Consider the following 13,235-nt stretch of genomic DNA (forward strand, 5'->3'; position numbering starts at 1 on the left):
CACAAACAAGTCACTCATGGTACTTTTGCTGCCTATCCAAAAGCAAGCGAACAACGGCGTTGTAAGCGCTTGGCAGGCGGTTTTTTTTATGTTTACCATGGTAACCCCATTGAGCACGACAGGAAGCGCCATTTTGCCTAAGCCAGATGAACACTATCTCGTGATTACCGCGCTCGGCGCCGACCGCACCGGGATCGTCAATACCATCACCCGCCACGTCAGCAGTTGCGGATGCAATATCGAAGATAGCCGTCTGGCCATGCTGGGAGAGGAGTTCACCTTCATCATGCTGCTGTCCGGCAGTTGGAACGCCATCACGCTGATCGAATCCACCCTGCCGCAAAAGGGCGCCGAGCTGGAGCTGCTGATTGTGATGAAGCGCACCAACGCGCATGAGCGACCGCCCATGCCCGCCACCGTGTGGGTGCAGGTCGAGGTGAAAGACTCGCCGCATATCATCGAACGCTTCACCGACCTGTTCGACTCCAGCCAGATGAACATCGCCGAGCTGGTGTCGCGCACCCAGCCGGCGGACGGCGACCTGCCGCCGCAGCTGTATATCCAGATCACCGCGCACAGCTCCGGCGACCGGGATGCCTCAAATATTGAGCAAGCCTTTCATCGCCTATGTACAGAATTGAACGCGCAAGGCAGTATTAGCGTGGTGAACTATCCACAGCATGACGAGAAAGATGGAGAGTAGTGATGAGCCCATTGAAAGCCGGTGACACAGCGCCGAAATTTAGTTTGCCTGACCAGGACGGTGAGGAAATTAATTTGGCCGACTTCCAGGGACAGCGAGTGTTGGTATATTTTTACCCCAAGGCGATGACGCCGGGCTGCACCGTGCAGGCCTGCGGCCTGCGGGATAACATGGACGAATTGAAAAAGGCCGGTGTCGAAGTGCTGGGGATCAGCACCGACAAGCCGGAAAAACTGTCGCGTTTTGCCGATAAAGAGTTACTCAACTTCACGCTGCTGTCTGACGAAGATCATCAGGTGGCGCAGCAGTTTGGCGTGTGGGGTGAAAAAACCTTTATGGGCAAAACCTACGACGGCATTCACCGCATCAGCTTCCTGATCGACGGCAAAGGCCAGGTTGAGAAAGTGTTCGATGATTTCAAGACCACCAATCATCACGACATCGTTCTGAGCTACCTGCAGCAGTAATCTTCACGAAGCGCAGCGGCCCCGCTGCGCTTCGTTATTCCGTCCGTCAGGCGTTGTCTTCCACTTCCACCCGCAGTTCATCCGGCCAGGCGTGGATCACCGCCTTCACCAGCGTCGCCAGCGGAATGGCGAAGAATACGCCCCAGAAGCCCCACAGCCCGCCGAAAATAATCACCGACAAAATGATCACCAGCGGATGCAGGTTGACCGCCTCCGAGAACAGGATCGGCACCAGCAGGTTGCCGTCCAGCCCCTGCACCACCAGATAAGCGACGATCAGCGTCCAAAAATCGGCGCCGACGCCCCACTGGAACATCGCCACCACCACTACCGGAATGGTGACCAGCACCGCGCCGATGTAGGGGATGAGCACCGAGAAACCGACCAGCACCGCCAACAGCAGCGAATAGCGCATATCCAGCACCACGAACACCAGATAGGTCGCCACCCCGACGATCACCATCTCCAGCACCTTGCCGCGGATATAGTTGGTGATCTGCTGGTTCATTTCCTGCCACACCTGCCCCGCCAGCCCGCGGTTGCGCGGCAGCACCCGGCGCACCGCGTTGAGCATCTGCTCTTTGTCCTTCAGCAGGAAGAACATCATCATCGGCACCAGGATCAGGTAGATAGCCAACGTCAGCAGCCCGACCAGCGAAGCCAGCGAGAACTTCACCACCGACTCGCCCATGCCGGACAGCCTGCCGCGCAGGTTCTCCGCCATCATGTCGATGATGCCGGCGTCCACCAGCGCCGGGTAGCGCTTCGGCAGCGTCGCGGCGAAGTTATAGAACTGATTGAGCATCCCCGGCAGATCGGTCATCAGGTTGATGCCCTGCTGCCAGGCGGTGGGCGCCACCACGAACACCAGCAGCATCGCGATGCCGGCGAACATGATCATCACCATGCTCGCCGCCCAATTGCGCGAACAGCCGATGCGCTGCAGGCGCGCGGTCGGCCACTCCAGCAGATACGCCAGCACGATGGCCACCAGCAGCGGGGTCAGAATGCCGTGCAAAAAATAAAGAATGAGGAAACCGGCGAGCAGGATCACCAGCAGCGCGATGGCCTGCGGATCGGTGAAGCGGCGGCGGTACCACTGTAATAACATCTCCAGCATCAGAGAGTGCTCCTAGAGGTTTGACTGGCGGGCATTGCGGTTCCTGGGGTTGGTATTTTTATGGGGTGAACGGATCACCGAAAATCAAAGCGCTTAAAACACCTCCACCTTACATCAACACCGGCGTGGTCGGCCAGTCGTCAGCAGTGGCATTACATGCCCATTATCATACGGGAGCGGGTGGCAAACGCAGGGTTGCAAGCCGCGTGAAATGAAAAATTGATTCGCATAAAATCAAAATAGTGCGGCCTGTATCAAACTAAGTGGCACACTTAACCATTCCCCCTCCTGATCTTACATCTTTGCTCATCCTTTGAACGTTGAAAACCTCTCTACCATTGGCTATGTTACGAACGTATTTAAGCTACGGAAACTGGTATGGATACTGTTGAAGAGTTAGGTGGAAAATATTTTTATGCTGGAATGGAGCGCCTTAGCGCCGGTGAGCTGTTCTTCTGGGTTTTTGTGGATAAAACCATGCAGCAGCTTGGTGTCGGTGATGTTGGTGCCGTAGCGGCCATTGTCTCAGGTATGGCTATTTTACCAACCAGACAGAAACCTGCCGGAGCCAAAAAGGGAACATCAGTCGCCAGCGTGGCTTCACGCAAGATCTTTGGTAACGCCAAATTCCCCTATGGGATACAGCTACCAACATTTATAGGTAACCCCGTGGAAGGGGTTAGGCGAAAGATGATCTCGAACATCGGCACCTTCGTTGGCCGGACAGTGCCGGTCGTCGGCTGGTTCATTCTCGCCTATGATGTCTCACGAATCAGCATTGAGAGCGTTGTCGCCTATAACAAAATTGCCCGTGAAGAGGACCGCTTATGGTAGCCGAGACGCTTGAGGAGCAGGTTATCGCCCTCGTCAGAAAGCATTATGGTACGGTCATCACCGGCCGCCCCCCAAAGATAACGCCAGCTTCTGATATTGATGCTGACATAGGCATGGAATGGTCTGAAGCTGAAGAACTGATGGATGCGTTTTTTGAATCATTCTCAGTAGATAAGGCAGGATTCAATATCAAAATCTATTACCCTGATCCGCCGATGGGTACATTGCTCAAAAATTTGTTCAGGCGTGAAAAGGACCTCCCCGAAGCTCCGCCATTTACCGTCAATATGCTTATCGAGTCCGCCAGGGCCGGGCGCTGGTTGTACTGATGGCAACGGCTGGCATTTTTGTACCCTGATTCATCGCTTCCGGCCATCGCGCCGGTTTTTTTGCCTGTGATCCCAGTTCCAGAACTCGCTCAATGCATCCAAGTCGATCGTTTTCACCGATCGATATCATGTAACTGATCTACATAACCAATTATCATCGTCCGTAGTGAAAGTGAGAGGGTACCGCCCCGATTTGGAAAACGGCGTGCTAAACCACACGGCGAATGCCGAAGAACGGCGGCCTCGCCGGAGCAAGGCCGCGCGCGGCTGCGGCGAGCATCAGAAGTCGTAGGTTACCGAGGCTTTCAGAGTGCGCGATTGCCCCTGGAAGATATAGGTGCCGTTGTTCTCGACGCTGGCCCAATATTTCTCGTTGGTGACGTTGTCCACGCCAACCCGCCATACCATGCCGTTTTGATCCGCATTCACGCGCATGCGGTAACGCAGGCCGAGATCCAGCGTGGTGTAGCTATCGAGCTTTTTGGTATTGGCGGCATCGGCGTATTGCGAGCCGGTGTGCCGAACCCTGGCGGTCGCCGTCAGGCCGTCAACCGGCTTGATGTCATATTCGGCTCCCATCGCCAGGTAGAACTTCGCCACGCCGATGGCGTTATTGCCGTCGTTGGCTCCGCCGCCGGTTTTGGTCAGTTTGGGATCCAGCCAGGTGGCGCTGCCGTTGAGGCGCAGGCCGAGCGTCGGTTCGCCGAACAGGTTCAGCTCGACGCCGCGGTTGCGTTGCTCGCCGTCCAGCGCATAGTAATTGCTGCTGTTGAGCATGGCGGAAGGCTGGGTGATCTCGAACAGCGCCAGCGAGCCGCCCACCCGCCCGAAATCGACTTTCGCCCCCACTTCGTTTTGTTTGGAGCGCGCGATGCCGGTGCTCTGGCCATAGTTTTCCGCCCCCTGCGGCGCATTCCCGCCGGGCTGCAGCGCTTCGGTATGGTTGGCATACAGCGACAGCGCCTCCCACGGCTTGTACACCAGGCCAAAGGTCGGCATCCAGCGGCTTTGGGTATAGCGGGACGAGGTGTCCTCCAGGCCGGTGGCGTTGCTGTAGTTGCGCACCACCACTTTCTGGTGGCGCGCCGCGGCGGTAAACAGCAGCCGGTCATTGAAGAAGCCGAGCGTATCGCTGAACAGCCAGCCCTGGGTGCGGGTGCGCGCGGTGGTCAGCGGATCGGAATAATTGCCGCCAAAGTAGGCGTTATCCGGCACCGGGACATCATGGTTGTCATAGATGTTGGTGGTCGGATTGTTGGCCGACATGCGCCACGCCGTTTTGTCGCGTTTGATCTGCGCGGAATAGCCGACGTTGACCTTATGCGAAACATCCCAGGTAGCGAACTCGCCGCTGATGCCCGCCATGCCGCTGAACGCGTCGATAATGCGATTGGTGTCCAGGCGGCCGACCGTGGCGTCGCCGTCGGCGTTAATCAGCTTCGGCGCGCTGTAGAGCCCGGTTTCATGACCATGCTGCGCCCCTGCGCCGGCGTAGATTTTCCAGCGTGGGGTCAGACTGTATTCCGCCTTCGCCATGCCGAATTCATTTTCGATATCGCTGTAGCCCCATTTCTGGCTGTAATTTTTGCGGGTATCCGGCACCGCGGGAATAAAATCGACCCCGCTGATGTTGAGCCCCATGGTGCCGCCATGGAAGGTCTTTTTCTGATAGCCGAAGTCCAGCGAGGAACGGAAGCGATCGCCGCGGTAGTCCAGCCCCAGCGAAGCCAGCGTGGTGCGGCGCTTGTCGGCGTCGACCGTCGTTTCCCCTTCGCGGTGCACCAGGTTGACGCGCGCGCCGAACTGGTTGTTGTCGCCAAAACGGCGCCCCAGATCCAGCGTGCCGCCCACCTGCGAATCGGAGGTGTAATCGAGGCCCAGCTGCGTGGTGGGGGTGTCTTCGGCTCGTTTCGGCTCGAGGTTGATCATGCCGCCCACGCCGCTGGAGGCCAGGCCATTCAGCAAGGCGTTGGCGCCCTTGAACACCTCCACGCGCTCCAGCATCTGGGTATCCACCACCTGACGCGGCACCACGCCCGGCAAACCGCCCATCGTCATGTCGTCGCCGTCCAGCGAGAAACCGCGAATGCGGTAGGTTTCGGCGAAGTTGCCGTACCCCTGCACCGCCTGAACGCCCGCATCATTGCTGACGACGTCGGCGATGGTTTTCGCCTGCTGATCCTGCACCAGCTTCGCGGTGTAGCCGATCACGTTAAACGGCACGTCCATCGCCCTTTGTTCGCCCAGCATGCCCAGGCGACCGCCGTGCGCAATCTGCCCGTCGAGGTAGGCGGGAACCAACTCGTCGCCGCCGGCGTTAAAATCACTGCCTTTCGCCGCCTGCACCACCAGGGTTTCCTCCTGGTTTTTCTTGCCGCCGCTCTCCGCCGCCATCGCCGGCAAACCATGGCTCAGCGCGCCGATGGCCAGCGCCAATACCGTTTTGCGTAACGGAAAATTCGTTGAACTGGTGTTGTGCATAATTCACTCATTTATGAGGATAAATAGAACAAAAATGGCCCGTTGCCGGGCCGGTAAGGCTTATTTATTCAAATCGATGCGGACCACGCTGTCGGGGCCCGGGGTGGAGTGATCTCGGTTAAACGGCTGCTTGACGGTAACGAACAGCGTTTGGCCATCGGCGGACAACAGCAGGCTGTTGGGATTCGGCGGCAGATCCCAGCTCTGTTTCACGACGTAGCGGGTGGCGTCCAGGCTCAGCACCTTGCCGGACTCGCGCTGCGAGATGTAAATCTCATTGCGCTGCGGATTGAATTTAACCGCCAGCGAATCGCCGACCTCAAGCTGTTTCAACAGCTTGCCGGTGCGAATGTCCAACACCAGCGTCGTCTTGGCCTTGGAATTATCGGTCACGAACAGGCGCCCGGTTTGGTCATCCTCCGCCATGTTCAGCAACAGCGCAGGCTTGTCGCCCAGCGGCTTCCAGCGTTTTTCGATGCGGTTGGTGCGCGGGTTGATCACCAGGATCTCGCCGCTGCCGTTAGCGGCGTACAGACGCTGGGTCCGTTCGGAGTAATGCAGGCCGGTCATCCATTTGCCGGTGTTTTTGATGCGCGTTTTGAGTTGCAGCGTGTTGGCGTCAACCACCCAAATCACCGCCGGATCGGCCACCGCGCCCACGTACAGCGTATCCTTGTGCAGCAGGATCTCGCGTGCGCCATACGGCAACCCCTTGTCATTGCGTTCGCTGAACAACAACCGGCCCTTCACTTTGCCGTCGGCGGCATCGATCGCGCTGATGCCGCCGTCCAGAGAGTTGCTGACATACAGGGTCTTGCCGTCCGGCGAGATCTGCGCGGCGAAGTTTTTCAGGTCGGTATGGCTGGCGCCAATGGTTTTCAGCGTTTTGGCGTCCAGCTTGTACACCACCCCGCCCTGCACGTCCTTGAAGCCTTCGGAACTGGCGACGTACAGCGCATCGCCCGCCGGCGTCAGCGCCATTTCATACAGGCCGTTCGCCAGTTCGCGCTTAACGATATTGCCGGGTTGAGTCGCCGCCGCAGGTTGAGCTGCGGGGCTGGCGGTAGACGCCGGGTGGGCCACACAGCCGCTCAGCGCCAGCGTCATCACCAAGGCGAGCGCAGAGATTTTCATCTTCATCAGGGAAATCCTTGACCATATAAAACGTATTTAGCGGTGGCCCTTGCGGATTGTTTTTGGCTTTCTCATAACGAGAAACGGGCCCCGCCGCGCGTCTCATTGTTTCCCTGTGAATGGTTTTTCACTCTATAGCGGGCAGATTCGTCCCTCGCGCGCCCGCGAATAACAAAGAGAATGAGAACCATACTCATTATTGTTTACGCAATCAAGCGCAATCAGCGGCCGTCAAAACCGATGAGTCGCGTATCGAACGCCATGCCCGGCATCATGAGCCGCAGCCCTGCGATCAGCTCGTCCCCCGCCGCATGCAGCGCCTCCAGCGGCATCGCCGGCAGGCCTTCAAGAATAAACCACATCCGGCTGGCGTCCGAACTCAGTCGGGTTCGAACGCCCTGGCGCCAGTTCCAGCGGCGGCAGGTCACCCCCTGTTCATCTCGCCAGACGACTTCTCCCGGCTCTGGAGATTCATGGGCCAGCGCCCCCTCTTTAACGGTATCGAACAGCTCATCGCCGCTGGCGACGGTCAGTCTCGGCTCACCGACATAGGCTGAGATATTTTCACCGCCCACCGGCACGGCATACTGAATGCTGACGGCGTTATAGAGATCGACAACCGGATCGATGCTGGGCATCGCGCCATCGCGCAGCACGCGCTTGCGCAGGGCTTCGGCGGAGCACGGGGTGCGCTTGGGTTTGGCGCCGAACTGTTTGAAGGTTTCGGACCAGGCGGCCAGGTGCGCTTCAGCCCAGGGCGCCTCATCGGAGGCGACGGCGCGGCAGGCCCTCGCCAACGCTTGAGCGGCAACCTCCGGGTTAAGGATCGGCGCGGCCTCAACCGTAATGCTCAGGGCGCGAAACCCGGGGGCCAAAGCCGTAACGGCGGGATCTATTGACGGAATAACGGCAAGCATTGGATAATCCTATAATGACTAATTTATTTCATATTAACGACCAATGACCAAAAAAGTCAATAAACCGACCGACTGCGGCGCGGACGTGCAAACGGTCAGCGAAGCGGTGTCCCGGCGCATCAAGCAGCACCGGAAAAGCCAGAAAATCTCCCTCGATGAGCTATCCCGGCGCGCCGGGGTCAGCAAAGGCATGCTGGTCGAAATCGAGAAAGGCGCCGCCAATCCCAGCATCGCCATTTTGTGCAAACTCGCCGCGGCTCTCGGCCTGTCGGTCGCCGATATTGTCAATGTCGCCAGCGCGCCGGCGGCCTATCTGATCGCAAGCCAGGATATGCCGACGCTGTGGACCGGCGATGCCGGCGGCTCCGCCCGTTTATTGGCGGGAACCAGCGGCCCGAACATGATCGAGATGTGGCGTTGGGAGATGTTTCCGGGCGAACGCTATGAATCAAGCGGGCACCCGCAGGGCACTTTCGAACTGCTGCATGTCGAGCAAGGCGAGCTTAGCCTGGGGGTCGACAATGCCGAACTTTTCATCGCCAAAGGCAACTCGGCCGTCGCCAAAACCGATGGCCGGCACCATTACGCCAACGAGGGCGACGACAAGCTGGTGTTCACCATGACCGTCGCCGAGCTTCATTCCTGATCCTTTATGACTGACAAGGTGAAATTATGGCACTGACTCCGCAGGTTTGGCGCCGGGCCGCTTACCTGACGCGCTCCTCCTGGGCCGAGGGCATCGACAGGGATACCGTGCGCCTTTCCATCGCCAACAGCCTGTGTTTTGGCCTGTTTGACGGCGACGGGCAAATCGGTTTCGCCCGGCCGGACATTTACCGCCGCTGAGCGGGGCTGCGGCGCAAGCCGGCTGGAAATAGCGTCTTATTTCAGCGCCTGCTCGAGCAGCAGGCCAATCGCAATGATCGGCATGGCGGCGCCGGAAATGCGGCTGACCCTCCGCGCGGCCTGCGGGCGCGCCCGCAGTACCGATGGCGAGCCAAACCCCACCAGCAAATAAACCAGCCCGCAGCTGACCAGATGCAGCATCCCCAACGCCAGGATCTGCAGCGGGAGCGGAAACGCTCCCGTTTTATCGCTTAAGGCACGATCACGAAATCCGGATTGGCGACGGCGAACAGCGCGTCACGATCCGCCGCCGGCGGATAAATCCACTGGGTATTGATCTCCCGCTTGATCTTCTTGCCCTCTTGCCGGGTGAACCGCACCTGACGATCCCAGCCTTCGGTGTAAAGCGCCCCCCAGGGACCGAGATCGAGACAGGTGACATATTTCGGCTGGCTGTAAGGATGCACCGGCAGCCCGGCCAGCTCCGCCGCGGCGTTGTGGCCGGCGACGCGCCCGAGGCTCATCGCATGTTGGCAGGACATGACGTTATGGTTGCCCGCATCGTCGGTCGCCGCCTTCACCGTATCCCCGGTGACGAACACGCCCGCCGCCGACGGCGCGCGCAGGAAGGCGTCGCCGATAATGCGCCCGGAGCCGTCGCGCTCGCCGGGGATCTGCGCCGTCAGCGGATTCGCCCGCATGCCCGCGGCCAATATCACCGTATTGGCGGCGATGCGCTCCCCGTTCGATAACGTGACGCCCTGCGCGTCGATGGCGGTCACGCGCACCCCGGCGCGCGTCTCGACGCCGCATTCCGCCAGCGCCTGCCGGATCACCGCCGCCGGCTCCGCCCCCATTCCGGCGCCCACCTCCGGCGCGGTATCCACGATCACCGTGCGCACCTCGGCCTCGCGGCCAAAAACGTCGCGCAGCCGCTGCGGCATTTCGGCGGCGCTTTCCAGCCCGGTCAGGCCGCCGCCAACCACCACGGCGGTGTTGCGCGCCGCGCTGTGCGGCTTATCGGCCAGCGCTTTCAGATGGGCGTCCAGCCGCTGCGCGTTTTCCAGCGTGTCGACGTTGAAACCGTACTCCGCAAAACCGGGCACCGCAGGCACGAACAGCTGGCTGCCGGTCGCCAGCACCAGGCGATCGTAAGCCAGCGTGACCTTTTGGCCGCCCGCCTTCGCCACCGTCAGGGTGTGGTTTTCGGCATCGATATGCTCAACCAAACCGGCCAGGTGCTCGACCCCGACGGCGGCGAGCTGGGCGGAGATATCCGGGCTCATGTTGTCCAGCACCGCTTCATACAGGCGCGGTCGGATGGTGACGTTCGGCGTCGGCGACACCATGGTCACGTCGATTTCGCCCACCTTACCGGCCAGGGTGATGGCGCGCATGGCGGAAACCGCGGCCCAGAAACCGGCAAAACCAGACCCGGCGATCGCTATTTTCTGTGTCATTGCATAACTCCTTGATACCTGATTAACCGGGCCATGGGGCTGCCCGAGACATTTTCCGGACGAACGATCCCGCTCCGCCCCCGGTCAAGCGGGTGCAGAAGGACCCCCGCCTTTTCCGGACCGGCGGGTAAAAATCAATGGGGAAAGGCGGCGGCGGTTAAGGCTTGGCGCGCGCCGGTTTGCCGCTGCGGGTGGTGCGCTCCGTCATGCGTTCATCCATCCAGATGTTGACCTCGCTGAAGAACTCCGGCGGCGCCTTGCGGCCGAAGCGGGTGGCGACGGCGCCGAGGGTTTGCGCCGCCAGGGCGTCGCGCATCGCCTTCTCCGCCTGCAGCATCACCGCGTGGATCGCGCACTTGCCGGAGAGCGCCCAGTCCGGCGGCGAATTGTCGAACACCGCGCAGCGGCCGCGCACTTCCTGGCAGTCGAACAGCGGTTTGTGCCCCTCGATGGCGTCGATAATTTCGAGGAAGCTGATCTCATCCGCCGGGCGCGCCAGCCGGTAGCCGCCGCGCACCCCTTCGCTGGCCGCGACGATCCCGGCCTTTTCGAGCTTCGGGAAGATCTTGGCGAGGAAGCTGGGGGAAATTCCCTGCAGTTCCGCCAGCTCGCGGCTGCTGAGGGCGCGCTGATTGTCGCCGACCAGCCAGAGCAAACAGTGGATGCCATATTCAACGCTGGTTGTGATAAAGGCCATATTCCGTCTTCGGTGTGAGAGTGTCTTCAATAACACAGACTATATTAGTCTCCGTTTATGCTGTCAATAAAACGCGGACAAAGTTTGTCTTTGTTGTTTGCGAGGTCCCGCCTCCGGCAACCGGGAGATGCGCATTCCGAAATGAAAAATAAAACATTTTTGCCTGATTAACCCCGAGCGAAAGTTTCATTGTGGCCTGCGGCTGACTATGATGTGATCTGTTGAAACGGCGCCGTGACGCGGACATTTTTGTGAGCCAACGCACTTTCGCGCGGATTGCACCGGTGAGCCCGGCACGGAAGAAGAACTCTTGCCTGATGCTGACGTCTTAGATGATGACTATTTAAGGGAAACGCCCGATTATGACCATCCGGTTGACCAAAACAGCGATAGCGGTACTGTTGCTCGGCACCCTCAACGCCAGCGCGTTGGCGCCGGCGCTGGCGGAGAGCCAGGATCAGCTGCCGGATATCGGCACCTCCGCCGGCGGCACGCTGAGCATCGGTCAGGAGCTGGCGATGGGCGACTTCTACGTTCGCCAACTGCGCGCCAGCGCCCCGTTGATTAACGATCCGCTGCTGACCCAATACATCAATCAGCTGGGCAACCGGCTGGTGGCGAGCGCCTATTCGGTGCGCACGCCGTTCCACTTTTATCTGGTGCGCAACGACGAGATCAACGCCTTCGCCTTCTTCGGCGGCAACGTAGTGCTGCACTCCGCGCTGTTCCGCGTCAGTGAAAACGAAAGCCAGCTGGCTTCGGTATTGGCGCACGAAATTTCGCACGTCACCCAGCGCCACCTGGCGCGCGCGATGGAGGACCAGCAGCGCAGCGCCCCGCTGACCTGGGTGGGCGCGCTCGGCTCCATTCTGCTGGCGATGGCTAACCCGACCATGGGCATGGCGGCGCTGAGCGGCACCCTGGCCGGCACCCAGCAGGGCATGATCAGCTTTACCCAATCGAACGAGCAGGAAGCGGACCGCATCGGCATTCAGGTGCTGCAGCGCGCCGGTTTCGATCCGGAAGCGATGCCCGATTTCCTGCAGAAGCTGGCGGATCAGTCGCGCTACGCCTCCAAGCCGCCGGAAATGCTGCTGACCCACCCCTTGCCGGACAGCCGGCTTTCCGATGCGCGCAACCGCGCCAACCAGATGCCGAAGCATATCGTGCAGTCCTCGCAGGATTACCTGATGGCCAAGGTGCGTTCGCTGGGCATGTACAGCTCCGAAGGCTATGGGCTGACGGAGGAACTGCTCGCCACCTACGGCAAAGGCAACGTGCGTGAGCAGATGGCCGCCAAATACGGCCGCGCCATCCTGTTCTATCAGGCGAAAAAGTACGATGACGCGCGCAATATCATCCAGCCGCTGCTGACGCAGGAGCCGAAAAACGTCTGGCTGCTCGATCTGATGACCGACATCGATCTCGGTCAGAAACGCGCGCCGCAGGCCATCGCCCGCCTGCAGGCCGCCAACGCCGCCCAGAGCAGCAACAGCGTGCTGCAGCTCAACCTGGCCAACGCCTACGTTGAAGGCAACCAGCCGGCCCAGGCGTCGAAAATTCTCAACCGCTACACCTTCGCCCATCCGGACGATCCGAACGGTTGGGATCTGCTGGCGCAGGCCAGCGCCGCCCAAGGGCTGCGCGATGAAGAGCTCTCCGCCCGCGCCGAGAGCCTGGCGCTGACCGGCAATCTCGATCAGGCCATCGGCCTGCTCAGCAACGCCAGCTCGCTGCAAAAGCTCGGCAGCCTGAAACAGGCGCGTTACGATGCGCGCATCGACCAGCTGCGCCAGCTGCAACAACGCTTCCGCCAGTACCAGCGCAGCTGATTTAACAAGGAATGAACGCCATGAAAAACGTCACTATTTATCACAACCCGCGCTGCTCCAAAAGCCGCGAAACGCTGGCGCTGCTGGAGCAGCACGGCGTTGACCCCAGGGTGGTGCTGTATCTGGACACCCCGCCGTCGGCCGACGAATTGCAAAAGCTGCTGAACGCGCTGGGCTTCAGCTCCGCACGCGATCTGATGCGCAAGAAAGAAGAGGTGTACAAGGAATTGAAGCTGGCGGACGCCAGCCTGAGCGAACCGCAGCTGCTGGCCGCCATGGTGGCCAACCCGAAGCTGATCGAACGCCCGATCGTGGTGAACGGCGGCAAGGCGCGCCTCGGCCGGCCGCCGGAGCAGGTGCTGGAAATCCTGTAGTGTTACTCTTGGGCGCGATAGATAAATATCGCGCCCAATAT

General features: G+C 60.1%; 13 protein-coding genes and 2 pseudogenes. 8 read left to right on the forward strand and 7 right to left on the reverse strand.

From position 1 onward, the window contains the following. Positions 1-97 precede the first annotated feature (97 nt). Together D7I37_RS00500 and bcp are read left to right on the forward strand one after the other, a co-directional pair. Complete coding sequence (locus D7I37_RS00500; RefSeq protein WP_197701101.1) at positions 98-703, forward strand: glycine cleavage system transcriptional repressor; 606 nt, start codon at positions 98-100, stop codon at positions 701-703. A gap of 2 nt (positions 704-705) precedes the next feature. Continuing rightward, positions 706-1,170 carry a thioredoxin-dependent thiol peroxidase gene (bcp, locus tag D7I37_RS00505; protein ID WP_129543143.1) on the forward strand — a complete coding sequence of 155 codons (465 nt, stop codon included), beginning with the start codon at positions 706-708 and terminating at the stop codon, positions 1,168-1,170. A gap of 46 nt (positions 1,171-1,216) precedes the next feature. Here bcp and D7I37_RS00510 read toward each other — a convergent pair whose 3' ends face one another. Next, a complete protein-coding gene (locus tag D7I37_RS00510; protein ID WP_061796652.1) occupies positions 1,217-2,290 on the reverse strand; it encodes an AI-2E family transporter in 1,074 nt (357 codons plus the stop codon). Between the two features lie 378 nt (positions 2,291-2,668). On the opposite strand from D7I37_RS00510, the gene D7I37_RS00515 reads away from it, so the two are divergent. After that, on the forward strand, positions 2,669-3,124 hold the full coding sequence (locus D7I37_RS00515) for an STM2901 family protein (protein ID WP_129543144.1): 456 nt from the start codon (positions 2,669-2,671) through the stop codon (positions 3,122-3,124). Continuing rightward, a complete protein-coding gene (locus D7I37_RS00520; protein WP_129543145.1) occupies positions 3,118-3,453 on the forward strand; it encodes a DUF1493 family protein in 336 nt (111 codons plus the stop codon). The genes D7I37_RS00515 and D7I37_RS00520 overlap by 7 nt, the downstream gene beginning before the upstream one ends. Positions 3,454-3,732: 279 nt before the next feature. Here D7I37_RS00520 and D7I37_RS00525 read toward each other — a convergent pair whose 3' ends face one another. The 3 genes from D7I37_RS00525 to D7I37_RS00535 all read right to left on the reverse strand — a co-directional run bounded on the left by D7I37_RS00525 (position 3,733) and on the right by D7I37_RS00535 (position 7,985). Next, complete coding sequence (locus D7I37_RS00525) at positions 3,733-5,934, reverse strand: TonB-dependent siderophore receptor (protein WP_061796645.1); 2,202 nt, start codon at positions 5,932-5,934, stop codon at positions 3,733-3,735. 60 nt (positions 5,935-5,994) lie between these two features. After that, positions 5,995-7,074, reverse strand: coding sequence for a YncE family protein (locus tag D7I37_RS00530; RefSeq protein WP_061796643.1), 1,080 nt, complete (start codon positions 7,072-7,074; stop codon positions 5,995-5,997). 215 nt (positions 7,075-7,289) lie between these two features. Continuing rightward, positions 7,290-7,985 carry a B3/4 domain-containing protein gene (locus D7I37_RS00535; RefSeq protein ID WP_095098682.1) on the reverse strand — a complete coding sequence of 232 codons (696 nt, stop codon included), beginning with the start codon at positions 7,983-7,985 and terminating at the stop codon, positions 7,290-7,292. A gap of 43 nt (positions 7,986-8,028) precedes the next feature. Here D7I37_RS00535 and D7I37_RS00540 point away from each other — a divergent pair, with 43 nt between their 5' ends. Next, positions 8,029-8,631, forward strand: a complete 603-nt coding sequence (locus D7I37_RS00540) for an XRE family transcriptional regulator (RefSeq protein WP_061796639.1) — start codon at positions 8,029-8,031, stop codon at positions 8,629-8,631. Between the two features lie 26 nt (positions 8,632-8,657). Next, positions 8,658-8,810: pseudogene (locus D7I37_RS00545) on the forward strand (N-acetyltransferase); the annotation flags it as partial. Between the two features lie 57 nt (positions 8,811-8,867). Here D7I37_RS00545 and D7I37_RS00550 read toward each other — a convergent pair. The 3 genes and pseudogenes from D7I37_RS00550 to D7I37_RS00560 form a co-directional block, all read right to left on the reverse strand. Beyond that, a pseudogene (locus tag D7I37_RS00550) lies at positions 8,868-9,059 on the reverse strand (LysE family translocator); the annotation flags it as partial. Positions 9,060-9,082: 23 nt separating this feature from the next. Next, positions 9,083-10,291, reverse strand: coding sequence for an NAD(P)/FAD-dependent oxidoreductase (locus D7I37_RS00555; RefSeq protein WP_095098685.1), 1,209 nt, complete (start codon positions 10,289-10,291; stop codon positions 9,083-9,085). A gap of 157 nt (positions 10,292-10,448) precedes the next feature. Next, the gene (locus tag D7I37_RS00560) at positions 10,449-10,988 is read right to left on the reverse strand and encodes an Rrf2 family transcriptional regulator (protein ID WP_061796637.1); all 540 of its coding nucleotides are present in this window, start codon (positions 10,986-10,988) and stop codon (positions 10,449-10,451) included. 362 nt (positions 10,989-11,350) lie between these two features. Between D7I37_RS00560 and D7I37_RS00570 the strand changes: the two genes are divergently transcribed. Both D7I37_RS00570 and arsC read left to right on the forward strand, forming a co-directional pair. Next, complete coding sequence (locus tag D7I37_RS00570) at positions 11,351-12,820, forward strand: M48 family metallopeptidase (protein WP_061796636.1); 1,470 nt, start codon at positions 11,351-11,353, stop codon at positions 12,818-12,820. A gap of 20 nt (positions 12,821-12,840) precedes the next feature. Further along, positions 12,841-13,194, forward strand: coding sequence for an arsenate reductase (glutaredoxin) (arsC, locus tag D7I37_RS00575; protein WP_061796684.1), 354 nt, complete (start codon positions 12,841-12,843; stop codon positions 13,192-13,194). Positions 13,195-13,235: the final 41 nt, after the last annotated feature.

Source organism: Serratia sp. 1D1416 (genome assembly GCF_003641105.1).
Classification (GTDB): Bacteria; Pseudomonadota; Gammaproteobacteria; order Enterobacterales; family Enterobacteriaceae; genus Serratia; species Serratia ficaria.